Origin of the sequence: [Pantoea] beijingensis (genome assembly GCF_022647505.1) — a bacterium.
Taxonomy (GTDB): domain Bacteria; phylum Pseudomonadota; class Gammaproteobacteria; order Enterobacterales; family Enterobacteriaceae; genus Erwinia; species Erwinia beijingensis.
The window spans coordinates 1,647,029-1,672,953 of the sequence record NZ_CP071409.1; the positions used below are offsets into that span (position 1 = coordinate 1,647,029).

Sequence of the window (25,925 nt, forward strand, 5' to 3'; positions counted from 1 at the left end):
ACTACACAGGCGACAGTAATGAAAAAGACACTCAGTTTGACGACGATGTTCACCGGTGCGCTGTTGGCGTTTGGCGCCAGTGCTGCGGATGCACCCAAAGAACTGAATCTGGGGATCCTCGGAGGGCAGAATGCCACCCAGCAGATTGGTGATAATCAGTGCGTAAAGGATTTCTTTGATAAGGAATTAAGCGTCGATACTAAGTTACGCAATTCGTCGGACTATTCTGGCGTGATTCAGGGATTATTAGGCGGCAAAGTTGACCTGGTGCTCAGCATGTCACCGTCCTCTTATGCTTCTGTTTACATCAACGATCCGAAGGCTGTCGATATTGTCGGTATCGCCGTGGATGATACCGACCAGTCGCGTGGTTATCATTCGGTGGTGGTGGTGAAAGCGGATAGCCCTTATCAGAAGCTGGAAGACCTGAAAGGAAAAGCCTTTGGCTTTGCCGATCCGGACTCAACCTCTGGTTATCTGATCCCTAACCAGTCATTCCAGAAAATGTTTGGCGGTAATATTGATAATAAATATAACAACGCTTTTTCCAGTGTGACCTTTTCCGGCGGCCACGAACAGGATGTGCTGGGCGTGTTGAATGGCCAGTTTGAGGGCGCGGTGACTTGGGCCTCTATGATCGGCGATTACAACACCGGGTATACCTCCGGCGCGTTCACCCGCATGATCCGCATGGACCACCCGGATTTGATGAAGCAGATTCGTATCATCTGGCAGTCACCGTTGATTCCAAACGGTCCGATTCTGGTGAGTAACAAATTGCCTGCTGACTTTAAGCAGCGTGTTATTACGGCGATCAAGAAGCTGGATACCGATAATCACAGCTGCTTTATAAAAGCCATGGGCGGTACGCAGCATATCGGTCCGGCCACCATCGCCGATTACCAGACCATTATTGATATGAAGCGTGCGCTGACCAAAGACGGCCGCTGATTTTCGCTTTTCCCCTGTCTGTTGCAAGACGGACAGGGGAAATATCAGGCAGAACACCATGCAAAATCACGACTTTGAACGCTATTACCAGCAGATAAAAGGGCGACAAAAGCGCGACACATGGCTTTGGTCTCTGCTGCTGGTGGGGCTGTATCTTGGCGCGGGCAATGTTGCCGAATTCAGTCTCTCTACCATCCTGACCTCGCTACCGCACTTCTTTGATTATCTGCGACAAACGATTCCTGTATTGCACTTACCGTTGCTGTTTGCTGACGGACATACCGAAGGCTCATTGGCCTACTGGGGTTATCGGCTGCATATTCAGCTGCCGCTTATCTGGGAGACGCTTCAGCTGGCGTTGGCGGCAACGATAATCTCCGTAGTGATTGCCACCGTTCTGGCGTTTTTTGCTGCCAACAATACTCTAAGCCCACCAGCGCTACGTTTTGGCATTCGTGCAGCGGTGGCTTTTCTGCGAACCATGCCAGAACTGGCATGGGCGGTGATGTTTGTGATGGCATTTGGTATCGGGGCGATACCGGGTTTTCTCGCGTTAGCGTTGCACACCGTGGGCAGTCTGACCAAGCTATTTTATGAAGCGATAGAAACCGCATCAGATAAACCCAATCGTGGTCTGGCGGCCTGTGGTGCCAGCAAATTTCAGCGCATGCGCTTTGCCTTCTGGCCGCAGGTTAAACCTATTTTCCTTTCTTACAGCTTTATGCGTATGGAGGTCAACTTTCGCCAGTCAACTATTCTGGGGCTGGTGGGCGCAGGGGGAATTGGCCAGGAGTTGATGACCAGCATCAAACTGGACCGTTACGATCAGGTGAGCATGACCATGCTGCTGATTATTATCGTGGTATCGCTACTGGATACGCTTTCAGGGCGTCTGCGTCGTTGGGTTGTTGAGGGGAAACAGTGATGATTGCGCTACAGGGGACGCTTGATATCAAGCATATGAAGCAACAGCATGATGAACTGTTCAGCATGCAGCGTCGCTATCTGCAGCGTATTGGCCTGCTAATACTGGCGGTCGTGCTGTTTTATGTGCTCTTTTTCATGACGTTTGGCATGCCGTGGGCCCAATGGCTAACGGGTTGTCAGCAGCTTGGCCGTTATTTTCTGCGGATGTTTGTCTGGCATGATTTTATTAACTGGCCATTCGGTTACTACTTTTCGCAAATTGCGATCACGCTGGCAATTGTATTCGCCGGGACACTGACCGCCACGCTGCTGGCGCTGCCACTGTCGTTCTTTGCCGCCCGCAATGTGATGACTAGCCGAACGCTACGACCGATTGCGTTGCTGGTACGCCGCCTGTTGGACGTACTACGCGGCATTGATATGGCGATTTGGGGGTTGATTTTTGTTCGCGCGGTGGGAATGGGGCCGCTGGCCGGCGTACTGGCGATTGTCATGCAGGACGTTGGGCTGCTCGGTAAACTGTATGCTGAAGGACATGAGGCGGTAGAACGCTCACCAGGGCGCGGACTGAGTGCGGTCGGTGCCAATAGTCTGCAAAAACACCGCTACGGTATTTTTACTCAATCGTTTCCGACATTTCTCGCGCTTAGCCTGTATCAAATTGAATCCAACACCCGCTCTGCGGCGGTATTAGGTTTTGTCGGCGCCGGGGGAATTGGTCTGGTGTATGCCGAAAACATGCGGCTGTGGAACTGGGATGTAGTGATGTTCATCACCGTCATATTGGTGGTGATTGTTATGGCGATGGATGCCATTTCAGCCCGGTTGCGTAAACGCTATATCGTTGGGAATAACGTTCCACTTTATCAGCCATAATGGTGAAAGTGCTGGGGATGACGTACATTCCCGGCGCTTTCAGAACCCGCCTCGCGATGGGCTACACCCTGCAAAATGGAAGCGTGAGAGGGCTGTGATCATGATGGCGGCGTTCGGGGATACTGCCAGAGCCAGCGCCCGCTGATCATACGCCAGTAGAAGAATATCCCGCGAACGATCCAGTCGAGGAACATACCGAGCCAGATCCCCACCACGCCGAAACCCAGCATGATGCCCAATATATAGCCGACAACGATGCGACAGCCCCACATGCCAAGCATGGAGATCCACATCGTAAAACGCGCGTCACGAGCCCCTTTCAGACCGGCCGGAAGCACCCATGAGGCGGCCCAAAATGGCATAAATGCTGCGTTGAGCCAGACCAGCGTTTTTACCACCTCAATAACGTCTGTTTCGCTGGTGTAGAAGCGGGCAAGCACGCCAGCGAAGGGCGCCGAGAGAAACCCCAGCGCGCACAGTCCGACGGTTGACAGCCAAAAAATATGCTTCAATTGCCGTTCGGCTTGACCAATTTGTCGTTTGCCTAAACGGGTACCGACGATAATAGTGGATGCCGATCCCAGGGCATTACCGGGCAAGTTGATTAACGAGGCAATCGAGAAGGCGATAAAGTTACCGGCGATGACATCGGTACCCATTCCGGCAACAAAAATCTGTGTCAGCAGCTTGCCACCGTTGAACAGGACGGATTCGATGCTTGCCGGTAAGCCGATGCCGAGCACTTCCATCAGGATGGCGCCATTCATCGGTTTAAAGTAGCTTTTTAGGGTGATCTTCAGGCGAGGATTAAAACCGATTGCCAATACATAGATTACCGCAATCGCTCCGAGATAACGCGAAATGGTCAGCCCGATACCGGCACCGATGAATCCCAGTCCGGACCAGGAAAAACAACCGTAGATTAATGCGCCGCTAATGACGATGTTGACAATGTTCATGCCGCCGTTGATCAGCATCGGGATTTTGGTATTGCCCGCACCGCGCAGCGCGCCACAGCCAATGAGGGCTATCGCAGCGGCGGGGTAGCTCCAGACGGAAATACGCAGATAGGTGAGCGCCAGTGCTTTTACCTCCGGCGCGGCACTCCCGGCAATTACATCAATAATCGCTTCACCTGAAAGGGCGATCACTAGCGCCAGTAACACCGAGGCGAGAGTCATCAACACCAGCGACTGCCGCGTCGCGGCACGGGCACGCTTGCGATTTAATTTACCGAGGCTAAAAGCCACAACCACGGTAGTACCCAGGTCCACAGCTGCAAAAAAAGCGATGATCACCATGCTGAAACTTTCAGCGAGACCAACGGCAGCCATTGCTTCAGCACCCAGTCGACTGACGAGGAAAGTACTGAGCACCCCCATTAATAACACGCACATATTCTCGAAAAGAATCGGTACGGCGAGGGGCGTAATTTCACGCCAGAACAAGACGCGATATGAGTGTCTTTTCGGATACCAACCCGTACGCTGAATCGCGTGTAGCAATGTATCTCTGAAATTTTGCAAGGTAAGTCCAGCGGAAAGGAGCAGGTAAGTCATCTGATGATGGTAAAAGCGTGAGAATTATGCAATTTTTTAACCGTTTTTTTTATGTATCAGAACGCAAACAGCTTGCTGGTAAAGCACCTGGCCCCTCGCAGCCCGGCCTGCTTGTTGCCGGCAGAGGGGCCAGGTGCTACGCAGAATCGGGCACGGTGTTGGTCGTGAACTCTTTTACGGCCCAGTCGAGGAAAACACGTACCCGCGGTGAGAGTTGACGACTGCGTGGGTACAGGAGCGATACTGGCGCTGAAGGCGGCGGAAAATCTGTCATCACGGCAATCAGCGAGCCGCGTTGTAAATCATCCTCGACATGAAAGCGGGGGATTTGGGCCAGCCCCATTCCCAACCGTATTGCGGTAAGGTAACTATCCGTACCTGTCACGGATAAGGTGGCTGGTAGTGAGGCTGTACGGTGTTCGCCATCGTGGACAAATTCCAGCGGTGCAAGATTACCCGTAGTGATTGAACGTAAACCGACCATGGTGTGCCCGACCAGTGATTCAATGCGTGTTGGGGTGCCAAAACGTGCGAGATAAGCGGGCGTGGCACAGGTTAACCTTTCCAGCGAAGCCACCTGCCGAGCCGCCAGATCGCTATCGCGCAGTTTTCCGTAACGCAATGCGCAGTCCACGCCTTCCTGGACTAAATCAACCCAACGATCGCTTTCACTCATCGTAAGTTCAATGTCGGGATAACGTGCAAAAAAAGTGGGTAACCCTGGCATCAGGAAATGACGGGCCAGTGTGCCCTGAACTTCAACACGCAGTAATCCTTTGGGCTGTGCGCTACTGAAAGCGCCTTCGGCCTCTTCAATATCGTTAAGAATCGCCAGGCAACGTTGATAATAAGCTTCACCATCAAGCGTCGGCTTCACCACTCGCGTCGTACGCTGAAGCAGGCGCACCCCAAGCCGGGATTCCAGCTCTTTAATCGCATAGGTTACCGTTGAGCGTGGCAGGGTGGTGTCATGTGCTGCCAGCGTAAAACTACGCCGTTCCACCACGCGCGTAAAAAGCCGCATTGCATCAAGTCGATCCACGGATGCTCCTATTGTTCGTTTTTATTGAATAGTAATGGCAATTTTAGCGAGTTTATCTTTTTATCCCGTTCAACGATAGTTATCACACACCGCCGCTACTGGCGGACTGAATTAAGGAGAAAGAGATGCCTGCTCAAAATAAAGTCGCCATTGTTACTGGCGCATCCCGCGGTATTGGTGCCGCTATCGCACGTCGCCTGGCGAAAGATGGCCTGAACGTATTGGTCAATTTTGCGGGTAGCGCAGCCGATGCCGAAGCGCTGGTTAATGAGATTGAAAAAAACGGTGGACGGGCGATCACCGCCCAAGCCGATGTTAGCGATGCCGCTGCTGTAGCACGGATGTTCGACGCCGCTGAGGCTGCCTATGGTGGTGTTGATGTTTTGGTGAATAACGCCGGCATCATGAAGCTGGCAACGCTTGCTGAGACGGACGATGCGGTGTTTGACAGTCAGGTTGCCATCAACCTGAAAGGGTCTTTCAATATGCTGCGTGAGGCGGCCCGGCGTCTGCGTCCGGATGGACGAATCATTAATCTGTCATCAAGCGTTGTTGGTCTGTATCAGCCCACTTACGGAGCGTATGCCGCGACGAAAGCGGGTGTCGAAGCGATGGTGCACGTTCTGACGAAAGAATTGCGCGGACGTAATATTACCGTTAATGCCGTTGCTCCTGGGCCGACTGCAACTAAACTGTTTCTTGATGGCAAACCGCAGGATGTTATTGACCGTCTGGCGAAGCTGGCTCCACTGGAGCGTTTAGGGCAACCGGATGATATCGCTGCCGTAGTGTCATTTCTTGCCGGCCCTGACGGTGCCTGGATTAATGGTCAGACACTGCGCGTAAATGGCGGCATTATTTAACCCCTACAAACGGGCATCCAGCCCTGGAGAGAGTGAAATGAGCAAGAAAAATATTCTGATCACCGGTGCTTCAAGTGGTTTCGGACGCATTACTGCAGAAGCGTTAGCGCGTGCCGGACATACGGTGTATGCCTCAATGCGAGATATTGCTGGTCGTAATGCACACAATGCTGCCGAAATGGCGGAAACGGCTAAGCGTGAAGGCGTGGATCTGCGCGCTATCGAGCTTGACGTGCAATCAGAACCTTCTATCGATGCTGCCGTAAGCAAAATTATCGCTGACGTCAATCAGATCGATGTTTTGATCCATAATGCCGGCCACATGATGTTCGGTCCTGCGGAGGCATTTACGCCGGAGCAGTATGCCCAGCAATATGATGTTAACGTCCTTGGTACCCAGCGTGTTAACCGGGCCGCACTGCCGCATATGCGTCGGCATGGGCAAGGCTTACTGGTTTGGATATCATCAAGCAGCTCTGCTGGGGGAACGCCGCCGTACCTGGCTCCTTATTTTGCAGCGAAAGCCGCGATGGATGAATTGGCGGTATTATATGCGCGTGAATTAAGCCGCTGGGGTATTGAAACCACCATCATCGTTCCCGGTGCCTTTACAAAAGGAACCAACCACTTTGCTCATTCCGGCCGACCTGCGGATGAAGCGCGGCTGGCCGAATATGAAGCGGGCCCTTATGCCGGGTTTGGTGAGCAAGTTCAGCAGGCGTTTGCCCGCATTGTACCGGATGATGCTGATGTGGGTGGCGTTGCCGATGCGATTGTCGAGGTGGTCGATTTGCCGTTTGGCAAACGCCCGTTCCGCGTACACTATGATCCTACCCAGGACGGTGCGGAAGTTGGTTTTATGGTGCTGGACCGTCTGCGTGCAGAGATGTTACATCGGGTTGGCCTCGGCGATTTGCTCAAACCTCATGTCCGCAGTCAATCATAACTGTTGCAGCAACCCCCTATCTCTGTAGCAAAGCATAACGAAGGAAGAATTATCGTGACGACACGGAAAACCGCCCGATTTATTCTCGGGCGGAGTCATGAGTCGGTGGCTATTCAATACCGGGTTCTATCGCGTACATGTCTACCGGCGTTATCTTAGTGATCAACTTATTTTCGAAAAGAAATTGTTCATAAGCCTGATAACGTGCGCGATCCAGCCGCGCCGGGTCACGTGCAAATAGTGGCAGAGTTTTCATCCATGCCTGATGGTTTAGCGCGGTATTTAACTGCGGATATTTTCGGGCAAACTGTGTCCAGGACTCTTCAGGATGAGCGTGCAGGAAGTCACTGCCCTGTTTTAATGCGATGAGGAATTTGCGGATTTTAGGCTGATTTACCGCATCGCGGTTGGCGACAATAATTAGCTCGTCGTAAGCCGGAACGCCGTAATCCTCCACGTTTAATACTACCGGATCTTTCCCCTGCAGTTTCAGCTCTACTGCTTCAATATTGCGATAGCCCCCAATAACCGCATCCACCTGTCCTGCGAGTAGCGCGCTGGTTAATTGGAAATTAACGTTAATTAACTTGATATCATTGGCATTGAGCTGCTCATGTTGCAGCATGGTGGCCAGTATCGCATTTTCGATTCCGCTGACGGAATAACCGATTTTTTTCCCTTTTAGCCCCGCAGGAGAGGTAATCGTTTTATCCAGGGTGATAACGGTATTAAGGGGGGAATTGATTAATGTTCCGACGCGCATCAACGGCAGATTTTGGTCAGCAAAAAAGTGCAATTGCGGTTGATAGGTGATGGCGAGGTCGGCCTGCTTTGCTGCCACCAGTCGCGGCGGTAAAGCCGGATCGGAAGGGGGGACGATCTTCACGTCGAGCCCCTGGGCTTTGAACGCGCCGATCTGTTCGGCCACCATAATGGGGGCGTGATCGGGATTAATATACCAGTCGAGGATCAGCGTCAGTTTTTCTGCCGCGTTGGCGTGGGTCGCCAGTACGACGCTAAGCAGCAGGCCAAAGAAGGTTTTTTCTATCATTTTTCTTACTCTTATCGTTGAGAAGTTATGCATCGTTTTCCGGCGCCCAGACAATCAGACGCAGCAATAGGGCATCAACCGCTACCCATAGCAGGATGGTCATGACGACCAGAATAAACAGCGCGGCAAAGCAGATATCGGTCTGCATACGTGCGTTGGCGTTAAGCATGACGTAACCTAATCCTTCCGCCGAGCCGACCCATTCCCCAATGATGGCACCGATGGGGGCAACGGCGGCGGCCATACGCAGGCCGGAACCAAAGGCTGGCAGCGCCGCCATCAGCCGAACGTGCCGTAACTGTGCCCACGGTGACGCGCGCAGAGTACGAGCCAGATCGAGGTAGTCGTTGTTTACCCGGCGCAACCCATCAAAGAAGGCAGAGGCGACCGGAAAAAAAATGACCAGCACCGCCATGGCCACTTTGGCGCTCATCCCAAAACCGAACCACAGCACCAGTAGTGGAGCCAATGCAAATACCGGTATTGCCTGGCTGGTCAGTAGCAGCGGCATCAGCCAGCGTTGTAATCGTGGAGAGAAGATCATGCTCAGTGCCAGCAGCACGCCGAGCAGGACGCCGATCGTCAGACCGCTGACGATTTCGCTGGCGGTCACCAGCGAGTGATACGCAAGATAATCTCGCCCGTACCAGAGGGCCTTCGCGACCGCGATGGGCGAGGGCAGCAGAAAGGAGGGAATATTGCTCAGGGTGGCCAGCCACCACAATAGTAGTAGGCCGAAACATACCGTCAGACCACGGCGCAGGCGTGAAAGACGTCCTTCAGAAAGGGGTTTCATTCTGCTGCCCTCACCAGCTGTTGTAATAGTTCAGCCTGGCTCTTCAGCAAGTTAGCATCATCTGGTGCGCGCGGCGGTTGACCCGCGATGTGATGCGAAGCATCAATACCGGCAGGGTAACGAGAGAGTACCAGCAGGCGATGACTTAAACGGCAAGCCTCCATTGGGTCGTGGGTAATCAGTAATACGGTATGCTGCGCTAGCAGTTCGGCAGCCAGTGTCTGGATCATGGCGCGGGTAATTGCATCCAGTGCTGAAAAGGGCTCATCCATCAGGACAATCGGCTGACGTTCGTACAGGGTGCGGGCGATAGCGGCACGCTGTCGCATCCCCCCCGATAGTGTGCCGGGTAATGCGTTGCCATAGCCGCATAATCCCACGCGTTCAAGCAGGTGTCTGGCCCATTCCTTATTGGCCTTTTCACCACGTAAGCGTGCGCCGAGAGTAATGTTTTCGTCGATCGTCAGCCACGGATAGAGGAGATCTTTCTGCCCCATCCACGCGATGCGTCCGGCGATGGGAAGGCCATCACTGCCGATTACCGTTCCCGACGTTGGTTTTGACAGACCGGCAATAATTTTTAGCAGGCTGGTTTTTCCTGCCCCACTGGCACCAAGTAGCGCCACAATGCTACCGCTGTCGATATCCAGATTGAGCCCTTCAAAAAGGGTTTGCTGGCCAAAGCGCAGAGTGAGATCGCGAACCCTTATTCCTGGCGGAACAGTGCCACTGCTGAGGGTGGACATGTTCACAGTGGATACAACGCTGCAGTTTTTTCTGATGCGTTTAGTCCCATCTGCCAAAAGGCCGTTTCCAGCTGGGTCGCGGTGGTGAAAACTTGTGAAAGCTCACTAAAGCGCGCCTGTGCGCCGCGCTGCTGACCAACGTTTTCCAGCAAATCAAGTGAAGCCTTCACGCCAGCAAGATAGGTTTTATCACCGTAGTTTCGTATCCATGAAGCATAACGATGACCTTCTATGCGGGTGGACGTTTCGTTTAACAGGCGCAGACCAATTTCCGCATAGCCCGCAACGCAAGGCATTAAAGCAGCAAGCAGATCCAGCGCATCACCCGAGTGACCAATATCCAGTACATAGCGAGTGTAATTCATGGTTTCTGCAGCTTCGGGCTGCCGGGCCATTTCTGCCTCATTCAATCCCCAACGGGTGCAATAGTCGACGTGTAACGGCAGTTCAGAGACGATGGCATTGAGTGAGGCGGTGGCCATACGCATTTCAGGTAAGGTGCGTAATTTGCTGACCAGCAGTGCATAGGCGCGGGCAAAATGGATCAGGAACAGATAATCCTGCGTAAGATAATGGCGGAATGCAGACTCAGGGAGCGTGCCTGCACCGAGTGATTGCACAAAGGGATGGGTAACGTAATCCTGCCAGTGGCGTCCCGCCTGCTGGCGGAGTTGTCCGTAAAGACCGAGCTCAAACAGAGTCGTATACATGGGACCTCCTGAAAGTAAATGGAGATCCGGGTGCGCTGAGGTATGAACAGACAACGGCTGAGAGCCATTGCCAACCCGTCCCTTCGCTGGCATGACCCAGATCAGGTTCAAAGGGTTCGGCTTGCGCCATCTCAGCCCTTTACAGGACACCCCTCGGAGCAGACTTTTATACGATATTTATTTTTTGATTACAATGTTGATGGCCGCGGATATGTGATTGAATCGAGAGATGACAAATGGCCCTCTGAGGCCGATGTGGGGTTGATATGTTGAGGCAGCTGAAAAGGGGAGGATGCTGTGGCTACAATAAATTGTGTCATTTTGGATGATTATCAAAACGTCGCATCGCGAATGGCAGACTGGTCGCTATTGGCTGACCGCGTGACTGTTTCTTATTTACACGAGGCGATCCGCGACCGGACTACGTTGATCACGACGCTGTATGATGCCGATATTGTTGTCGCCATGCGTGAGCGCACCCCACTCGACAGTGCGCTGTTTGCGGCGTTGCCAAACCTGAAACTTATTATTACTTCTGGTATGAGAAATGCTGCTATAGATCTTGCGGCTGCAAAGCAGCGGGACATTGTGGTTTGCGGAACGGAAGGGGGGAGTGAGGCGCCGACAGAGTTAACGTGGGCGTTGATATTGGGGCTTGCCCGCCATCTGCACATTGAAAACCGCAATCTGGTACAAGGTGGGCCGTGGCAATCGACGCTGGGTACCACGCTTAATGGAAAAAAAATAGGGTTAATCGGGCTGGGCAAAATTGGTAAAAAAATGGCCATCCTTGCTCAGGCCTTTGGTATGTCAGTTTGTGCCTGGAGTCCTAATCTTACGCGGGCCCGCGCCAGTGAGGCTGGCGTCGAATTTTGTGCGACGAAAGACGCTTTGCTGACACGCTGCGATTTTGTCTCGCTTCATCTTATCTGCTCCGGCACGACTCAGGGTATTTTGCAGTATGCCGATCTGAAGAAAATGAAACAAAGCGCCTACTTAATCAATACCTCACGCGCGGCGCTGCTGGAAAAAGGTGCGCTCCTGATGGCGTTAAAAAATGGGGATATTGCCGGTGCTGGAATTGATGTATTTGAAGAAGAGCCGCTACCCGCTGATTCAGACTATCGTCAGGCGCCTAACCTACTGGCATTGCCGCATTTGGGCTATGTCAGTGACAGCAATTATCGTCAATACTTTCCGCAGACGGTGGAGAACATTCAATGCTGGCTGGCGGGTGAGCCTGTCAGAAGAATAAATTGATGATGCAGGGGAGAGGCTGCATTTTTTATCTGGAAACGGCAGAGATTTCACCTGTTCCCTGAATGATTTTGCGTATATACCCGGGATAATTTCGCTGCTAGCCAATAATGCTAGCGACGTGTCTGAAGGGTATCAATCAACTTTAATATAATACTCAGAGGGTTAAGTATGAGCGATTTACCTGCGGATAATTTTGGTGCTGCACCTGTTGCGATCGTGGGGGCAGGCACGTTGGGTCGGCGTATTGCGTTAATGATGTTTGCCCATGGCGTTCGGGTACGGCTTTATGACGCTCAACCTACCTCGGCGCAGGCGGCTTTAACATTCATTGAGCAACAGGCACCTGCATTGGCCGAGAGAACAGGGCATATCGCGGGGAAGATTGAAATTAGTACAGACCTTTCACAGGCCGTAGAAGGCGCCTGGCTGATCATTGAGGCTATTCCTGAAGATATTGAACTTAAGCGAGCGTTGTTTGGGGAGCTGGATCGGCTTGCGTCAAGCAGCGCTATTTTGGCGAGTAACTCTTCCTCATACCCTTCCAGCCAGATGATTGACCAGGTCAGCGCACAAGGCCGAAGCAGAGTGGTGAATACCCATTTTTATATGCCGCCAACGCAAAATGCGGTTGAAATTGCCAGTTGCGGGCATACCGAAGACGCAATTATCACGCGCCTCAACCATTTCTTCCCCCGCTGCGGATTTTATCCTTTTGTTGTACGTAAAGAGAGCGTCGGCTTTATTTTTAATCGTGTCTGGGCGGCGGTTAAACGTGAATGTCTTGAGGTGGTGGCGACTGGCGTATCAACGCCGGAAGATGTTGATGGTATTTATAAGGTGAGCCTTGGCGCGCAGTTTGGCCCCTTCGAGATGATGGACAGAATTGGTTTGGATGTGGTGTACAATATTGAAAAACACTATGCCGCCTTAAATCCCGAACTCTCGGCCCAACCTCTTAAGTTACTGAAGGAATATATTAATCAGGGGCATTTGGGGATGAAAACGGGGCAGGGGTTTTATCAGTATGATGATAAAGGCCAGCGGCGATAGCACCCATCGGTAAGGTTGTCCCTCACAGTTGAGTCTTATTGACAAGGCGCGCTCATAGCCCCGGGCATTCGCAATGTCGAGCTTTACAGGCCTTGGTGTTAATTGTTTCGGGGCCTGTTTAGCGAGCATCTAAACGATAAATTACAGTTTTAAATCGTGCAGGAAAACCTGCCGCTGGGCCGAAAATAGGGGGCACGGCTACGGTCCCGTTTGCGGTTGTAACTGATAGATCCATGCGGTGATCTGCTGGTTATTCAGCGTGGTTACACTCACCTCAACACGATCATAACCATCTTCAAACTCGTCTAACATGGGCCAGTGAGCCTCCAGGTTATCGGATAAAAATAAGTAACCATTTACTCGTGGTCCATTTTTATCCAGTACTATTCCTGGGAAGTCTGCGGCAGCTCCCCAGCCATATTCGTAAAATGTACCGGTCACATAACCTTGCAGCCACTCACCGCCGATGTTCTCAAGTATGTGTGCATTAGAGTGACCTAAGCGTAACGTACCGTAAACAAATAAAGACGCCATTTTCCCTCATCAGTTAACATAATGAATACACAATCAACAGGCGCTTAGCCGCTAATCCACGGAATGGGAGAGCGGCCGATACACACCATGACAATCAAACTATTCTGGCCATGCAACTTCAGTAACCCGTTAAACGGGGTTATTTCATCGTTTTTTTCATTTTCTCAACAAGCCCATATTTTGGAAGTAGTTTTTTAATTTCAGGGTCCGAGGCATAAGCGCGGGGACGATTTCCCTGAAAGCATTTAGCATGGATATCGATATCCGGGTGATTAACTAATGACTTAACGCCTGTTTCGAAACCAATGCGCGCACATGTATGCAGGGCCGTTTGCCCATGTTCGGTATCTTTTGCATTGACATTCAATTCTGGTTTTTTTAATAACAGTGAAAGTATCAGCGTTCCCTTTAACTCCATATTTAAGGGGATGTGACCGCCGCTACCGGTGGCGCGAGTTGCTAACTCAAGGTGATGAAGCATTGCGCCCAGAGGCTCCCTACCCGTAGGCTCATGTGGCATATTAACATCAAGCTTTTTATTTTTTAACAGTGCTGTTACCGTGTCAACTCCACCATCGGCAAGACCCATGCGATTAGAAAAAGATTCGTTTATGGCCTCATGGATTGGCGTACTGCCTGATTCATCTCTTATATTGGGGTTTATATTTGTCTCATTAATTAAAAACTTCTGCATATCAAGATTGTGTGAGCGAATTGATTTGGTTAATAAAGACGTGCCTTGATGTAATGCGTTAATATCTAATCCCAACTGAGGCATCGTTAACAAAGCACGCAGTGTGCCTATATTTCCGTGTTGAGCTGATGAGTGCAATAACTCGGCCGACTGCGACATGAAATTGGCCGGATCACCGTTAAAGCTTCGTTCGAAGAGTTTTAATGCTGTGTCGGCACTTATCGAAGGGGTCAGTTTGCACGCGTTACTGGCAATTAAAAGTGAAGGCGCGGTGGTTGTATTATCTAGTAACAATCCTATAATTTCATTCGCTTTTCTACTTTCAAGACTCGCAAGCCATACAACCGATTCCTTGCCATATAAGTTGTGGAACATATTGAGACCGGCATCAATAGCCCCACTCTGACTAGGCTCGGATTTTAGCATAAAAGCCAGTGCGTCCACGTCGTCACGCATTATGGCAGAAAGGAAATGCTTTTGTTGCTCGCCGGGTGGAAGTAAATGAAATGACTCCGACATATTCGCATGATTGCTCTTACTGGTTGAAGCGAAGTTAACCATGTCTCGTGAGTTTTTAATATGTCCTGCCACTTGCATGACTAGTTCATTTGGTAGCTGAGAAAACCCTGTTCCACGCGTTTGCATTATATTGTTCTCATCTTTAATTCTTATAGGTAAAGCCGTTTTAGTGACATGAAAATTCGATGAGTTCCGTTTTTTAAATTTTCAGATTATTCGTGATTACATTGTCTGCAAAATAATTCCTGATGGGCCGGCCCTAAACTGCCCATTCGCAGACAGAAGCATCCCTGAGATTCCGGCCGATGCATAACATGATAATCAGATTATACGGGTTATGAAATGTCAGTGAATCTTAAAATGCGGGTTATCTGATTGTTTGTTTTATTTTGTCAAAAAAACCATCTTTTGGCAGTAGTTTTTTAATTTCAGGATTCGAGGCGAAATCACGGGCGCGTTTTCCACTAAAATTTTTACTATTGATATTAATGTCAGGATGGGAGGCTAATAACCTAACGCCACTTTCAAAACCAGAGTCTGCACACCGATGCAGGGCCGTATTACCCGTCGCAGTATCTTTTTCATTGATGTTTAATCCGGGCGATTTTAACAGCAATGAGAGCGCCGATGTTAATTTTGACGTTTGATTAATGGAAATATCATTTCTACCTTTTCTTAGCATGATAAAATAATCAACAACCATTTTTAGCGGCGTTTGCCCTTGGTTATTTGAAATATTAGCATTAATTCTGTTACTGCTTAAGAGCGTTTTTATTGTATCAATGCTTACTCTATCAGAAACAGATTCTATCATTGCCGTATGGAGCGGCGTATTACCAGATGTGTCTTTTATATTTGGATCAATATTCGTCTCATTAACTAAAAATTTAAGCATGTTATGATTATTCGAATATAGTGATTTACTTAATAAAGACGTGCCATTTTGGATTGAGTTAGTATCTAATCCCAGTTGTGGCATCATTAATAAAGCACGCAGCGTTCCTGGATCTCTGGATTGAGCAGATAAGTGCATCATATCATTTGCCTGTGATTTAAAATTGGCAGGATCGGCGTTAAAACTTCGCTCAAAGAATTTTAACGCTGTCGAGGTACTCATTGGCGTGCCCAGCTTACACGCATTACTGGCAATTGAAACTGTAGGGGAGGTGTTTGTATTTTTTAGCAATAGTTTGATGAATTCATTTGCATTCTTACTTTGCAGGCTCGCCAGCCATATAACCGATTCCTTTCCATATAAGTTATGTACCGAATGGTGGCTGGCATCAATGGCACCACTCTGGTTAGGCTCGGCTTTTAGCATAAAAGCCACTGCATCCACATTGTCATTCATTATGGCAGAGAGTAAATGCTTTTGTTGCTCGCCAGGTGGAAGTAAATGAAATGACTGTAATGTATTAGCATAATTATTCTTACTGGTTGACGCGAAGCTCGTCATATCTCGTGAATCTTTAATATGCCCTGCCACATGCATGACCAACTCATTCGGTAGCTGAGAGTACCCTGTCCCACGTGTTTGCATTACATCGTCCTCACCGTTGATTGTGTTTTTAGCATCAAGCTATTTGAGTGACATGAGGATTCAGTTGGTTCCTTGCTGGCGTAAATTGTCGATCAACGTCTTACCAGATAATCAGAAAAGGTGAGGTCGTCGTTTCTGTAAAAGACCGAAAGATGGCTGATGGGGGAATGAAAAGGGGGCTGATAAAAAGGTGCCTGTTTGTGGTGTTAATCGACTCACCGGGAAAGCATTTCCCATGGCAAATGGGGCTATCAAGACGTTCGGCATGGAAGCAATAGGCCTCATGGCTGAAGGAGTACAGGCTAACAACCATGATTTGTTTCTGCTACTAATGCCTGACTTAACATGTATTGTCTCAGCTTCAGGTAACATAATGTGTTTGCCCTACAAAGAGAGAATTTTAATGCAAAAAGCCCGCTCAGGTTTCCCTGAGCGGGCTTCTCTAAATATGGCTCCTCTGACTGGACTCGAACCAGTGACATACGGATTAACAGTCCGCCGTTCTACCGACTGAACTACAGAGGAATCGTTTGAACGGGGCGCATAATAACGGTGGGCATAAAACTTGTCAAAGCCTCTTTTCATCAAAGATTACTGACTGATGAATAAACCAACAATCCGAGCCTTTTTAGCTTATGGCAAGTACCGACACTGTTTATTCAGCGATAAATGAGGGGATTACCCGGGCAGCAGAACTCGACACTGTCTCGCTATCAACAGCATTTGGAAAAAAATTGTTTTGAATAATGATCACGTTTATTTCATTTTTGCATTGTAATTGCCAAATATGAAATATACATTCCAAAAACACTCATCAACACGCGGAAAATGAGCATGAAAAAGGTAAAAGTTGGGCTGATTGGAACGGGTTATATTGGTCGCTGCCACGCAATTGCCTATGCGCAGGCTCCCACAGTGTTCGACCTGAAAGGCGAAATTGTGCGTGAAATGCTGGCTGAGGTGAACCCGGAATTAGCCGCTCGTCAGGCCAACGCCTTTGGTTTCCGCCGGTCTACTGGTAACTGGCGTGATTTGGTGAGCGATCCTGATATTGATGTTGTCGATATTTGCGCCCCTAACTTTCTGCACAAAGAGATAGCGCTGGAAGCGATACGTCACGGTAAGCATGTCTATTCTGAAAAGCCGCTGGCACTGAGTGTGGCGGATGCTGAGGAGATGACACACGCTGCACAGGAAGCGGGTGTTAAAACGCTGGTGGGCTTCAACTATATGAAAAATCCAACCAGCCAGTTGGCGCGCGAGATTATCGCGCGCGGTGAAATTGGCGATATCGTGCATTTTTATGGTACCCACAACGAAGATTATCTGGCAAACCCACAAACGCCGCGTGACTGGCACTGTCAACATGCGCTGGCAGGACTGGGAGCGTTGGGCGACTTGGCTGCACACATTGTCAATATGGCCCACTTCCTGGTCGGCGATATTGAGGAAGTCAGTGGGGATATGATGACCGTCATTAAACAACGCCCCGACCCGGAGGAACCTGCGCGTTTGGTGCCTGTTGAAAATGAAGATCAGGCCAGTGCCTTGCTGCGTTTTAAACAGGGTGCGCAGGGTGTTATAGAAACGTCACGCATTGCCTGTGGACGAAAAATGGGGCTGACTTATGTTATTACCGGTACGCGTGGCGCGCTGCGTTATACCCAGGAGCGTATGGCGGAGCTGGAGCTGTATCTGCATGATGAACCCACAGGTCGGCAGGGATTTAAAACGATACTGACTGGCCCTGCGCATCCTGACTACGCGGCTTTTTGTGTTTCCGCAGGTCACGGTATTGGTTTTAACGATCAGAAAACTGTCGAGATACGCGATTTAATAAACGGTATTGCTGCAAACGATCGGATGTGGCCTGACTTTGCTGAAGGATTGCAGGTCACCAGGGTGCTGGAGGCCATTGCTGCATCGGCGGTTGAACGCCGGTGGATAAAAGTATAGTCGCCAACAGCGGATACAGCTCTTTTTAGCATGTTGTGCTCCGTGCCGGTGTTATCTGCGCCTGCCACTTACTGTTTCTGTCGCGCTTCTTATTAAGTCACAAGGGCCTTCAGCAAGCGCATTCAGTGATGCGCTTCACATCAAACGAGCCTGCATGCGTCCGGGTTTCTGTTGCATCCTGAATTGGCCTTTATCTGATTTTAGCCATAAAAGCTAAATATTAACGCGTGGCGTTGAACTTTTATTGATATTCGCTTCTGTAAAATTTCTGTAATAAAGAAAAATCCGAAGGATGCGAATTGTGAGGCTGGAATTAGATCAAACCCTGTATGTTGCGAAGGGACGTCACCGCGAATGTTATCTTCATCCTGTTGATAACCATCTGTGCGTGAAGGTAGTTTACAATAAGGAAAGCGGGGGGGCTCAAGAGTCGCGACGTGAGTTGAAATATTACCATTTTCTGGAGAAGCGTAATATTGACTGGCGTATTCTGCCGGCGTTTCACGGTAAGGTTGAAACCAACCTGGGTACTGGTGTTCTGTTTGATTTTGTACGTGATTACGATGGTCAACCGTCTAAAACGCTGGAGCATTACTTGTCACATGAATTCCGTGATGGGCTGAATAATCCCGAGCTTCTGCGTGCCTTGTCAGAATTAAAAGCGGGCTTGCTCAAGAACCGCATTATTACCATGACGTTAAAGTCTAAAAATATTCTGTACAAAAAAGAGTCAGCCCATGTTGGGCGATTGGTGATTGTTGATAATATTGGCAACTCTTCACTGATCCCCGTGGCCAGTTACAGTAACTTTTTTGGTACACGTAAAATCCACAGAACATGGGCGCGTTTTATCAACGATCTGAAGAACGTGGATCAGGTTGCCGATACAATTGATGATACTGTCACCTGCTAATTACTGCTGCGGTGCAGCCTTCTGTTACGAAGGTTTTTTCGTTAATTATAGATGCCTGTGTGCTATTGCTTCCAAAAAGCATCCAATGCTCCTGGCATTTTACAGCTTTCTGTTAAGATGGTCGTTTATCGAAACAGAAATCTCTTAATTTATGAAACTGGATAAAAGGCTGCACCTGCATTCACTCGGGCTGCTGTTCATCGCTGTATTAGTCGCTTTACCGGAACGTCTGCACGTTCCTTTATATCAGGACATGACTGTCTATTGGGTAGAGACCGGACAGTCGATCTGGTTACTCTTTGGGGCTCTTTTTACCTTCATTTACGCAAAAATCACCCCTATGCCCCGCGAGAAAAAGATTTTCTGGTTATGGTCTGTAACCTGGTGGGTGATGTTATTTGGTCGTGGAATCAGCTGGGGGCGTGATTACGCGCCTGAACAACCTAAAATTTATTTTCACCTGATATCTTATCTGCTTATTGGTATTGTAATTGTTACGTTCCTGGTCAGGCCTGAACTGCACCGGGAGGTATTCAGGCGGCTTAAATCAGAGACCTTGCCGCTTTGGGATTGCCTGATTATGGTCGTTTGTTTCATCATCGCAGATACCATTGAACATCACCGTTACTTTGCCTTCTTGTTCCTGCAGGACCATAGTTATCAGGATCTCATGGAAGAGATGTTTGAAGTGCCCTTTATGTTAGCGCTGTTTTCAGTGGCATTTTATTTGATGAAAAAGGATGCCATCAGCAACCACCACAAGCTGGACGCATCCATTAATGGCAAGCTAAAGTGGTTTACAGCATGCTGTAAATAAAATGGTTTTTGCTGACGCCGTTGCCCCTGATTAAAGAAAGCCCCGTTTAAAAAACGGGGCTTTCTTTTTGTCGGATTATCCGTAGCCCGAGCTATTTTTACTTATTGTCCCGTACAGCCCAATCTTTTTTTCCTGCGACTAAATAAAATCCAATTATTTGGGGGAGGGGGATTTCCCTGCGGCAATGAAGAAAAGGAGAAACTGGCTGTTACCAACGGAATAATGCGTGTTACAGGGCAGTCTCCAGCGTTGTCAGTATCGCTGTGGGATCGGTACAGTTCATGTATTTGTAGCGCGAACAGGATGAGGGACTGATGATATTCCCGGACTGGCGCAGGTTGACCTTACCTAACGCTTGCAAACAGGAATACCCCGGCGAGAAGATAATAAGGCCGGGGTGTTGGAGGGATAATCCGCGAAGCTGGCTATCGCTCGCCCTGTGCTGTAGGCCAGGTCACGTTCATCCTGATGTTTAACTGGAAATCTCTTACGGCTCGATAATTATGCGCTGTATCAGGTCACCCTGAAGATAGAACTGAATCAGACCGCGGCCAGTAAATTTGCGGCTTTTAACGTTCACTGTCACTGCCTGGCCAACGAGCCCATCGCGTTGTACCGATTTGACTGAAATAACTTCCATACTGGCGTTTGCGCCAATGTTATCGGTGGTATTCCATGCCAACACACCGGTTTTCCCCTGGTAATGATGACCCCAGTCGGTGATATCCGCATCGGCGGCAAACTGCGCCAGAAAAGCATCGGTATCATGGTTATTGGTTGCGGTAATAAAATTTTCAATAGGTGTCGCGAGTGTGACTTTCATCATGCTTTTATCCTGTAGGGTTGGCTCTGCACCTGTCCCGCAGGCGCTGAGTAAAAATAGACACAGAGGCGCCAGCCAGCGCCGGATTATTAGCAACGCAGTTTTCATCTATGCTCCGGTGGTTATACGCACGGATTGCTATTTCACCGCAGGCCAGAATAGAACGATGGCGGGCGGCAAAAATATCAGCAGGAAAATCGGTAACTCTTCGAAAAAGCCATACCCTGCTTTGGTGATCCCTGCAATCATGTTGGTCAGGGCGATTGCAAACCACAGTACGGCGAACAGGGCAGGGAGCACGACGGTTACGGTCGGATAAACTGAAATAAATAGCCGAACCAGCAGACGGCATGCCCCGGCCAGTAAAAAGCCATTGGCCAGGAATAATAAGGTACGCATATAGGGCTCCTGATGGAGTGAGCCTGGTCGACAAGGGAGAATCGGCCCGTTTCGGTATATTTAATGTGAGTTCCGCTACGCCCATTCTCTTCTCCGGATGCCTGAGCGCAAGATAACCCCCACCAACATGAGGTAGAACCCATAGTAGTATTTTATAAGGAACTATAAAGTAGGGGATATTGATATTATAATTCCATTTTTACTAACAATGGGTTGAGCAAGGCGCGCGAGGATGGATAAATTCGATACCCTGTTACTCTTTACCCGCATTGTGGAACTGGAAAGTTTCAGCCAGGCGGCGGATCAATTGGGGATCCCCAGAGCGACTGCCAGCAATGCGATCAAAGAGCTGGAAAATAATCTGGAGTGTCGGTTACTGGAGCGCACGACGCGTCATGTGCATACTTCACCGGATGGTAAAGCCTTCTATGAGCGCTGCGTACATATCCTCTCTGAACTGGATGATGCCGAGTCGTCGCTGCGCCATACCGTTGCGCGGCCGCGCGGGATCTTGCGTATTGATTTACATGGTGCTCATGCGACGCACATTGTGCTGCCGCGGCTGGATGAGTTCCACGATGCTTACCCGGATATCGAACTGGTAATCAGCAGCGGCGACAGACTGGTAGACCTGGTGCGCGAAGGGGTCGATTGCGCGGTGCGCGCCGGAAAGCTGCACGATTCTTCGCTGGTGGCACGTTATCTGGCGACGATGCCTCAGGTTATTTGTGCCAGCCCGGACTATGTACGGCGCTACGGCTCGCCACGCAATCCCGAAGAGTTGATGGCGCACCAGTGTGTAAATTTTTTCTCTACCAATGGCGGGATGAACTACCCGATAGAGCTTATTGTTAATGGAAAAAAGCAGGGCTTCTATCCAAAGGGCTGGTTGACTGTGAATGACGCGGAAAACTACGTGATCTGTGCGTTGCGTGGTGGCGGATTGGTACAGCTACCGCGTTATCACGTAGAGGAGGCGCTGGGGGAAGGACGTCTGGTAGAAGTTCTTAGCGAATGGCAAAGTCCGGGGATGACGGTATCCGCGCTGTATCCGCAGCATCGCCAGCTGTCGCCGCGCGTACGGGTATTTATCGACTGGTTAATCAGCCTGTATAGTGAGCGCTTTCCTGAGGAAAAATCGGCCATTCACCGCCGCTGAATCCGGAAAGTTCCTCGATGCTGGGGTAAACCACTGGCACAGAGGAACGGAAACAGGATTCAGCGAAGAGGTCATTGCCTGGTGCAATATCGCTATCAGGTTTTATTGCGCGAGTAGTTTTCGGATACGTGACTCAGGGAAAAACCGAGGCGCTGGATATTACGCCCTGAAACAGGAAAAGGCTGTTCTTCACCTGCATTGTACGCGGATTCAATGGTGATCCCGCTGATGTCCAGCTCACAAGCCTTGTTAATTCTTGCTTTCAACAGGGCTTGCTGGATACCTTTACCGCGAAACTGCGGTAGCGTACCGCCAAAACCCAGCCACGCGACCTCGCCGGTGTTCATCATTGCGCCCGTGCCTGCCGGTTCGCCGTTATAGTGGGCAATAAAACAATGCCAGTTTTTACGTCCGATCAGATTTGCACTGCGCGCATCCATCCGGCGATCCATCTGAAAACATTCGCCTACGACCTCACTAAAAAGCTGACTCTCTTGCGTTGTTTCGGCTTCGATAATTGTGATTTCCGGTGCCACTTCATGTTTCACAGGCACTGCATCGCGCCAGTAGTGAGCTATCCCTCCACTACGCAGCGTAAACCCACACTCATTCAGCAACAGATCGATGTTAGCATGATGAAAATCGCTACCTAACGCAAATGCCCAGTTGGGATTAGCATGTTGATCCATCCATTCGGCTATTGTCTCGATCTGCTCCCGGGTTGCCATAGCGTTCTGACCCAAACTCATACAGCGGTTAAATAGCATAATATCGACTTCGCGGATGCCGGTACTACAATATTCAGGTAAATCAACCGCACTCATGCCCAACTCTGCCGCTACGGCTGCAGGTGAGGCTTGGTTGAGATCGTAACAGACACGGCGATGTGCCAGTGCTATCGGTTTGGCATGGGCAACAGCTGTACCTTGAACCGTATTATAAAAGCGATCTGACTTCTTAATTTTCATCATCCTTTCGTATAAAAAGACCATTTTTGCAGGTATATATTAAATTAATATTAATCAATAGCTTATGGTTTTACATTTTGCCATTCAATCCGCGTAAATGGCGGTTTCTAACGCGAGCTCAATCATGTTATCTACCGTTGCCTGACTCTCTTCTGCACTGGGTTCTTCACCCGTCAGACTAAAAATACAGGCCGTTAAGAGACTTAACGCTTGTGCCCGATACTGTGCCGCGATGGCGTACAGCGCTGAGGTTTCCATTTCAACCGCCAGAATGTTCATTTTTTTAAGCGCGGGTAGCATCGCTTCTGGTTTATCGTACAGGAGGTCGTTAGTGAAGATATTACCGAAATGCGTCGAAATATTGCGCTGATGGGCAACGCTCCAGCAGCGACGCAGCAAATCGAAGTCTGGCACTGCGGCGTAATCGTAACCACTGAAGCGGTCGCGGTTGGACGAGGAAGAGGTTCCTGCACCTGTTGCTACAATGACATCGCTCATATTGTGGTGGACGTCAATCGCACCGCAGGTACCGACTCGAATCATTCTTTTTACTGCAAAATCGTTAATCAACTCATGAGCGTAAATAGAGATCGATGGAATACCCATGCCGTGAGACATGACGGAAATACGTTCGCCTTTATAGTGGCCAGTGAAACCAAGCATATTGCGCGCGTTGCAGACACACCGGGCGTCGGTTAAGTAGGTTTGGGCAATATACTGCGCGCGCAGGGGGTCGCCTGGCATGATTACGGTGTCGGCAAAGTCGCCCGGATTGGCGTTAATATGTGCGGTCATGGGTCATCTCCTGCTATTTAAGGGCAACAACATAAACAGCTCGCTACGCAAATGAAAAGGCAAATGTCCGGTTGATGTTGATGGCGATCACAAAATTAAGATACTCCGCTCGCGGCAGATAGGTGATAATCGGGGGGAGTATTCTTGACGTTATCCCTGCCTTATCTGCGGGTAAGGCAACAATATGATTATCGGTTTCAGTTTTAGTGTGTCAGGAGTGAGAAAAGGGAGCCAGGGTATGCAAACCATTCAGCAGTTGGCGCAGCGTGGACACCAGATCCTACGCGAAACGGTGACGGCGGTTGCACTAAAAAAAAAGCATTGAATCCTGGCGAATATCTTCTTCGGCAGGGGGAGGAAATCAGTGCGCTGTATTGGATAACGCTTGGCGAATATTCCCTGCACCATCATGCGGAAAATGGCAAGGTGTTCAGCCTTGGGCAGCGTTTTGTCAGCGATACGCTCATTGGTGAGATTGAATATCTGACTAATACACCCAGCCAGTTTTCAGTGGTTGCGCATGATGCGATAACGGTTGACGTCATCCCGCCGGCGCTGATGCAAACGATACTGAGCAGCCATGCGGAAGTCGGTATCTGGCTGAGTCAACGGCTTTCGCAAAACTATCAGGGCGGGATGGCCAAAACGATGGAGCGTTTTCTGCAGCCGCTGCATTTTACTATCCTGGCCGATATTTATCAGCGCTACTTACAGGGTAAACCGTTGGTGGATTTCACGCAGGTGTACCGTGAAGCAGAACGATTTGGTTGTTCGGAGCGGGCTTATCGCAGGGTGATTACACAATTGCTTAACGACCGGTATATTCAGAAGTTATCCGGTGTCTACACGGTTTGTGACATGGATAAGTTTCACCGGACACTCACGGTTACGGCACGTTCTGGCTGAACGTGAGCTTCCGTCGCATAATCAGATGCTGGTTGAGTCCCTGCAGGATCGGTTGCAGTGGCATATTTTTACGATGCAGTATGATGGAACTCGGTAACCGACTGAACGATTACCGGGAGTATGACGGGTCACACGCTGAATGATGAAAAAATCGTTTACCAGCCGCAGACGTTAGCTTCTTCATCTGAATCGTAGCCTCGGATGATATTAACTAACTCTTTCAGTACATCAGCAGTAATGGTGTTGTCTTTTAACACATCGAGTGTAGGGAATCGTTTATCAACGGAAACACCGTTATTTTTATTCGTTACCGTCAGTACGAACCCTTTATTACTCTCATAGGTTAACGCCAGATCATCGATCAGTTTCTCAATGGCTTCCATAGCAATCTCAGGGACATAGAATGACATGGGTCTGAGATACACGCTTTCCACTTTTTTATTATTATCCTGGTTTAATAATGTTAATGAATATCCTTTATTTTCACTGGTCATGAGATTAACCTTCTATCAGAATTCTTGGGTCGACATAAAAATCCACATTAAATAATGTATCGTTAGAGAGTGCTTCGATCCTGTGCCATTTTTCTGGCGGGAATACACCAAATTGTCCGGCTTCAATCGTCAGCGTCTCGATCGGTTCTGGGCTTATTTCATCCACATAACCGTAATAACGAATAGCTCCTTGCATCACGGATAAACGCGGATAAACGCCTTGCCGTGTTCCTGAGTCCAGATGCCTCTTCCAGATAGACGGTGGCGCAGTATCTTTTGTCCACAAGGGGGTAGTCCGTGTATGAACATAATTTTCGGGTATGATAATTCGTTCCATGTTAAACCTCATCTTTTATCCAGCTGCTTTCATTGAACCGAAAGAGAAATCCCTGTACATGCATATAATATACTTCTTTTAATGCTTGTGAATTTTTTTCTGTTAATTAATTTTTCACTAAATTGATGCCGTTATCAGCGATGATCCTGTTATCAGGAGTGGAATGCCACTTATTTGGCTGGGCGAGTGGGGCCGGGAAATAAGAGGTATAGAGAATTACCTCGGAATTATACGTCACTTTTATACTTGTGGAGTATATCTGGTGGTAATGAAAAACATGGCTTATTTATGATT

General features: G+C 49.3%; 27 protein-coding genes, 1 tRNA gene and 1 riboswitch. Of the genes, 12 read left to right on the forward strand and 16 right to left on the reverse strand.

Annotated elements, in window-relative coordinates; translation table 11 throughout:
* Positions 1-18 precede the first annotated feature (18 nt).
* Genes phnD through phnE (J1C60_RS07325) form a run of 3 tightly spaced genes read left to right on the forward strand, consistent with a single transcriptional unit; the run spans position 19 to position 2,754 of the window.
* On the forward strand, positions 19-951 hold the full coding sequence (gene phnD / locus J1C60_RS07315; RefSeq protein ID WP_128177310.1) for a phosphonate ABC transporter substrate-binding protein: 933 nt from the start codon (positions 19-21) through the stop codon (positions 949-951).
* A gap of 58 nt (positions 952-1,009) precedes the next feature.
* Positions 1,010-1,876 (forward strand): phosphonate ABC transporter, permease protein PhnE, encoded by an 867-nt coding sequence (phnE, locus tag J1C60_RS07320; RefSeq protein WP_128177308.1) that lies wholly within the window; start codon positions 1,010-1,012, stop codon positions 1,874-1,876.
* Positions 1,876-2,754 (forward strand): phosphonate ABC transporter, permease protein PhnE, encoded by an 879-nt coding sequence (gene phnE, locus J1C60_RS07325; RefSeq protein ID WP_128177307.1) that lies wholly within the window; start codon positions 1,876-1,878, stop codon positions 2,752-2,754. Before phnE (J1C60_RS07320) ends, phnE (J1C60_RS07325) begins: the two co-directional genes overlap by 1 nt.
* 98 nt (positions 2,755-2,852) lie before the next feature.
* Here the strand turns inward: phnE (J1C60_RS07325) and J1C60_RS07330 are convergent, their stop codons facing one another.
* On the reverse strand, positions 2,853-4,313 hold the full coding sequence (locus tag J1C60_RS07330; protein WP_128177305.1) for an EmmdR/YeeO family multidrug/toxin efflux MATE transporter: 1,461 nt from the start codon (positions 4,311-4,313) through the stop codon (positions 2,853-2,855).
* A 136-nt stretch (positions 4,314-4,449) separates the two neighbouring features.
* Positions 4,450-5,355, reverse strand: coding sequence for a LysR family transcriptional regulator (locus tag J1C60_RS07335; protein WP_128177303.1), 906 nt, complete (start codon positions 5,353-5,355; stop codon positions 4,450-4,452).
* A 125-nt stretch (positions 5,356-5,480) separates the two neighbouring features.
* Here J1C60_RS07335 and J1C60_RS07340 point away from each other — a divergent pair, with 125 nt between their 5' ends.
* Together J1C60_RS07340 and J1C60_RS07345 are read left to right on the forward strand one after the other, a co-directional pair.
* A complete protein-coding gene (locus J1C60_RS07340; protein ID WP_128177301.1) occupies positions 5,481-6,218 on the forward strand; it encodes an SDR family oxidoreductase in 738 nt (245 codons plus the stop codon).
* Between the two features lie 37 nt (positions 6,219-6,255).
* The gene (locus J1C60_RS07345) at positions 6,256-7,164 is read left to right on the forward strand and encodes an SDR family oxidoreductase (RefSeq protein ID WP_128177299.1); all 909 of its coding nucleotides are present in this window, start codon (positions 6,256-6,258) and stop codon (positions 7,162-7,164) included.
* A gap of 109 nt (positions 7,165-7,273) precedes the next feature.
* On the opposite strand, the gene J1C60_RS07350 is transcribed toward J1C60_RS07345, so the two are convergent.
* From J1C60_RS07350 to tenA, 4 genes are read right to left on the reverse strand one after another with little or no spacing between them, the layout of a single operon-like run.
* The gene (locus tag J1C60_RS07350; protein WP_128177297.1) at positions 7,274-8,215 is read right to left on the reverse strand and encodes an ABC transporter substrate-binding protein; all 942 of its coding nucleotides are present in this window, start codon (positions 8,213-8,215) and stop codon (positions 7,274-7,276) included.
* A gap of 25 nt (positions 8,216-8,240) precedes the next feature.
* Positions 8,241-9,011, reverse strand: a complete 771-nt coding sequence (locus tag J1C60_RS07355; RefSeq protein ID WP_128177295.1) for an ABC transporter permease — start codon at positions 9,009-9,011, stop codon at positions 8,241-8,243.
* Positions 9,008-9,757, reverse strand: a complete 750-nt coding sequence (locus tag J1C60_RS07360; protein ID WP_128177293.1) for an ABC transporter ATP-binding protein — start codon at positions 9,755-9,757, stop codon at positions 9,008-9,010. Before J1C60_RS07360 ends, J1C60_RS07355 begins: the two co-directional genes overlap by 4 nt.
* Positions 9,758-9,759: 2 nt before the next feature.
* The gene (gene tenA / locus J1C60_RS07365) at positions 9,760-10,467 is read right to left on the reverse strand and encodes a thiaminase II (protein WP_128177290.1); all 708 of its coding nucleotides are present in this window, start codon (positions 10,465-10,467) and stop codon (positions 9,760-9,762) included.
* A 61-nt stretch (positions 10,468-10,528) separates the two neighbouring features.
* A riboswitch (TPP riboswitch) is annotated at positions 10,529-10,631 on the reverse strand.
* Between the two features lie 187 nt (positions 10,632-10,818).
* On the opposite strand from tenA, the gene J1C60_RS07370 reads away from it, so the two are divergent.
* The gene (locus tag J1C60_RS07370) at positions 10,819-11,727 is read left to right on the forward strand and encodes a D-2-hydroxyacid dehydrogenase family protein (protein ID WP_128177346.1); all 909 of its coding nucleotides are present in this window, start codon (positions 10,819-10,821) and stop codon (positions 11,725-11,727) included.
* A gap of 168 nt (positions 11,728-11,895) precedes the next feature.
* Complete coding sequence (locus J1C60_RS07375; protein ID WP_128177288.1) at positions 11,896-12,777, forward strand: 3-hydroxyacyl-CoA dehydrogenase family protein; 882 nt, start codon at positions 11,896-11,898, stop codon at positions 12,775-12,777.
* 198 nt (positions 12,778-12,975) lie between these two features.
* Here the strand turns inward: J1C60_RS07375 and J1C60_RS07380 are convergent, their stop codons facing one another.
* From J1C60_RS07380 to J1C60_RS07395, 4 genes are all read right to left on the reverse strand, one after another.
* Positions 12,976-13,311: a gamma-glutamylcyclotransferase family protein gene (locus J1C60_RS07380; protein WP_128177286.1), complete on the reverse strand. Its 336-nt coding sequence runs from the start codon at positions 13,309-13,311 to the stop codon at positions 12,976-12,978.
* Between the two features lie 139 nt (positions 13,312-13,450).
* Entirely contained in the window at positions 13,451-14,650 is a 1,200-nt protein-coding gene (locus J1C60_RS07385; RefSeq protein ID WP_128177284.1) for an ankyrin repeat domain-containing protein, read from the reverse strand.
* Between the two features lie 241 nt (positions 14,651-14,891).
* Positions 14,892-16,064 carry an ankyrin repeat domain-containing protein gene (locus J1C60_RS07390; protein ID WP_128177281.1) on the reverse strand — a complete coding sequence of 391 codons (1,173 nt, stop codon included), beginning with the start codon at positions 16,062-16,064 and terminating at the stop codon, positions 14,892-14,894.
* A 449-nt stretch (positions 16,065-16,513) separates the two neighbouring features.
* Positions 16,514-16,589: transfer RNA gene (locus J1C60_RS07395), tRNA-Asn, on the reverse strand.
* 309 nt (positions 16,590-16,898) lie between these two features.
* On the opposite strand from J1C60_RS07395, the gene J1C60_RS07400 reads away from it, so the two are divergent.
* The 3 genes from J1C60_RS07400 to J1C60_RS07410 all read left to right on the forward strand — a co-directional run bounded on the left by J1C60_RS07400 (position 16,899) and on the right by J1C60_RS07410 (position 19,750).
* Positions 16,899-18,020, forward strand: coding sequence for a Gfo/Idh/MocA family protein (locus tag J1C60_RS07400; RefSeq protein ID WP_128177279.1), 1,122 nt, complete (start codon positions 16,899-16,901; stop codon positions 18,018-18,020).
* 301 nt (positions 18,021-18,321) lie between these two features.
* Positions 18,322-18,933: a YrbL family protein gene (locus J1C60_RS07405; RefSeq protein ID WP_164877286.1), complete on the forward strand. Its 612-nt coding sequence runs from the start codon at positions 18,322-18,324 to the stop codon at positions 18,931-18,933.
* 151 nt (positions 18,934-19,084) lie between these two features.
* Positions 19,085-19,750 carry a hypothetical protein gene (locus J1C60_RS07410; protein WP_182611403.1) on the forward strand — a complete coding sequence of 222 codons (666 nt, stop codon included), beginning with the start codon at positions 19,085-19,087 and terminating at the stop codon, positions 19,748-19,750.
* Between the two features lie 487 nt (positions 19,751-20,237).
* Here the strand turns inward: J1C60_RS07410 and J1C60_RS07415 are convergent, their stop codons facing one another.
* Together J1C60_RS07415 and J1C60_RS07420 are read right to left on the reverse strand one after the other, a co-directional pair.
* Positions 20,238-20,681 (reverse strand): nuclear transport factor 2-like protein, encoded by a 444-nt coding sequence (locus J1C60_RS07415; RefSeq protein WP_128177276.1) that lies wholly within the window; start codon positions 20,679-20,681, stop codon positions 20,238-20,240.
* Between the two features lie 30 nt (positions 20,682-20,711).
* Positions 20,712-20,972, reverse strand: a complete 261-nt coding sequence (locus tag J1C60_RS07420; protein WP_128177274.1) for a hypothetical protein — start codon at positions 20,970-20,972, stop codon at positions 20,712-20,714.
* 232 nt (positions 20,973-21,204) lie between these two features.
* Here J1C60_RS07420 and J1C60_RS07425 point away from each other — a divergent pair, with 232 nt between their 5' ends.
* Positions 21,205-22,131, forward strand: a complete 927-nt coding sequence (locus J1C60_RS07425) for a LysR family transcriptional regulator (RefSeq protein ID WP_128177272.1) — start codon at positions 21,205-21,207, stop codon at positions 22,129-22,131.
* A gap of 95 nt (positions 22,132-22,226) precedes the next feature.
* Here the strand turns inward: J1C60_RS07425 and J1C60_RS07430 are convergent, their stop codons facing one another.
* Entirely contained in the window at positions 22,227-23,099 is an 873-nt protein-coding gene (locus J1C60_RS07430; RefSeq protein WP_128177271.1) for a GNAT family N-acetyltransferase, read from the reverse strand.
* Between the two features lie 84 nt (positions 23,100-23,183).
* Complete coding sequence (gene deoD / locus J1C60_RS07435; protein ID WP_128177269.1) at positions 23,184-23,894, reverse strand: purine-nucleoside phosphorylase; 711 nt, start codon at positions 23,892-23,894, stop codon at positions 23,184-23,186.
* 321 nt (positions 23,895-24,215) lie between these two features.
* On the opposite strand from deoD, the gene J1C60_RS07440 reads away from it, so the two are divergent.
* Positions 24,216-24,800: a Crp/Fnr family transcriptional regulator gene (locus tag J1C60_RS07440; RefSeq protein ID WP_229655798.1), complete on the forward strand. Its 585-nt coding sequence runs from the start codon at positions 24,216-24,218 to the stop codon at positions 24,798-24,800.
* Positions 24,801-24,955: 155 nt separating this feature from the next.
* On the opposite strand, the gene J1C60_RS07445 is transcribed toward J1C60_RS07440, so the two are convergent.
* Positions 24,956-25,294, reverse strand: coding sequence for a DUF1869 domain-containing protein (locus tag J1C60_RS07445; RefSeq protein ID WP_128177268.1), 339 nt, complete (start codon positions 25,292-25,294; stop codon positions 24,956-24,958).
* Between the two features lie 4 nt (positions 25,295-25,298).
* Positions 25,299-25,631: a TehB family protein gene (locus tag J1C60_RS07450; RefSeq protein ID WP_128177266.1), complete on the reverse strand. Its 333-nt coding sequence runs from the start codon at positions 25,629-25,631 to the stop codon at positions 25,299-25,301.
* Positions 25,632-25,925 lie beyond the last annotated feature (294 nt).

What these genes read in the sequence shown, in the direction of transcription:
- phnD (WP_128177310.1), top strand. Translation starts at nt 19, where the DNA reads ATGAAAAAGACACTCAGTTTGACGACGATGTTCACCGGTGCGCTGTTG.
- phnE (WP_128177308.1), top strand. Translation starts at nt 1,010, where the DNA reads ATGCAAAATCACGACTTTGAACGCTATTACCAGCAGATAAAAGGGCGA.
- phnE (WP_128177307.1), top strand. Translation starts at nt 1,876, where the DNA reads ATGATTGCGCTACAGGGGACGCTTGATATCAAGCATATGAAGCAACAG.
- J1C60_RS07330 (WP_128177305.1), bottom strand. Translation starts at nt 4,313, where the DNA reads ATGACTTACCTGCTCCTTTCCGCTGGACTTACCTTGCAAAATTTCAGA.
- J1C60_RS07340 (WP_128177301.1), top strand. Translation starts at nt 5,481, where the DNA reads ATGCCTGCTCAAAATAAAGTCGCCATTGTTACTGGCGCATCCCGCGGT.
- J1C60_RS07345 (WP_128177299.1), top strand. Translation starts at nt 6,256, where the DNA reads ATGAGCAAGAAAAATATTCTGATCACCGGTGCTTCAAGTGGTTTCGGA.
- J1C60_RS07350 (WP_128177297.1), bottom strand. Translation starts at nt 8,215, where the DNA reads ATGATAGAAAAAACCTTCTTTGGCCTGCTGCTTAGCGTCGTACTGGCG.
- J1C60_RS07355 (WP_128177295.1), bottom strand. Translation starts at nt 9,011, where the DNA reads ATGAAACCCCTTTCTGAAGGACGTCTTTCACGCCTGCGCCGTGGTCTG.
- J1C60_RS07360 (WP_128177293.1), bottom strand. Translation starts at nt 9,757, where the DNA reads ATGTCCACCCTCAGCAGTGGCACTGTTCCGCCAGGAATAAGGGTTCGC.
- tenA (WP_128177290.1), bottom strand. Translation starts at nt 10,467, where the DNA reads ATGTATACGACTCTGTTTGAGCTCGGTCTTTACGGACAACTCCGCCAG.
- J1C60_RS07370 (WP_128177346.1), top strand. Translation starts at nt 10,819, where the DNA reads ATGGCAGACTGGTCGCTATTGGCTGACCGCGTGACTGTTTCTTATTTA.
- J1C60_RS07375 (WP_128177288.1), top strand. Translation starts at nt 11,896, where the DNA reads ATGAGCGATTTACCTGCGGATAATTTTGGTGCTGCACCTGTTGCGATC.
- J1C60_RS07380 (WP_128177286.1), bottom strand. Translation starts at nt 13,311, where the DNA reads ATGGCGTCTTTATTTGTTTACGGTACGTTACGCTTAGGTCACTCTAAT.
- J1C60_RS07385 (WP_128177284.1), bottom strand. Translation starts at nt 14,650, where the DNA reads ATGCAAACGCGTGGAACAGGGTTTTCTCAGCTACCAAATGAACTAGTC.
- J1C60_RS07390 (WP_128177281.1), bottom strand. Translation starts at nt 16,064, where the DNA reads ATGCAAACACGTGGGACAGGGTACTCTCAGCTACCGAATGAGTTGGTC.
- J1C60_RS07400 (WP_128177279.1), top strand. Translation starts at nt 16,899, where the DNA reads ATGAAAAAGGTAAAAGTTGGGCTGATTGGAACGGGTTATATTGGTCGC.
- J1C60_RS07410 (WP_182611403.1), top strand. Translation starts at nt 19,085, where the DNA reads ATGAAACTGGATAAAAGGCTGCACCTGCATTCACTCGGGCTGCTGTTC.
- J1C60_RS07415 (WP_128177276.1), bottom strand. Translation starts at nt 20,681, where the DNA reads ATGAAAACTGCGTTGCTAATAATCCGGCGCTGGCTGGCGCCTCTGTGT.
- J1C60_RS07420 (WP_128177274.1), bottom strand. Translation starts at nt 20,972, where the DNA reads ATGCGTACCTTATTATTCCTGGCCAATGGCTTTTTACTGGCCGGGGCA.
- J1C60_RS07425 (WP_128177272.1), top strand. Translation starts at nt 21,205, where the DNA reads ATGGATAAATTCGATACCCTGTTACTCTTTACCCGCATTGTGGAACTG.
- J1C60_RS07430 (WP_128177271.1), bottom strand. Translation starts at nt 23,099, where the DNA reads ATGAAAATTAAGAAGTCAGATCGCTTTTATAATACGGTTCAAGGTACA.
- deoD (WP_128177269.1), bottom strand. Translation starts at nt 23,894, where the DNA reads ATGACCGCACATATTAACGCCAATCCGGGCGACTTTGCCGACACCGTA.
- J1C60_RS07445 (WP_128177268.1), bottom strand. Translation starts at nt 25,294, where the DNA reads ATGACCAGTGAAAATAAAGGATATTCATTAACATTATTAAACCAGGAT.
- J1C60_RS07450 (WP_128177266.1), bottom strand. Translation starts at nt 25,631, where the DNA reads ATGGAACGAATTATCATACCCGAAAATTATGTTCATACACGGACTACC.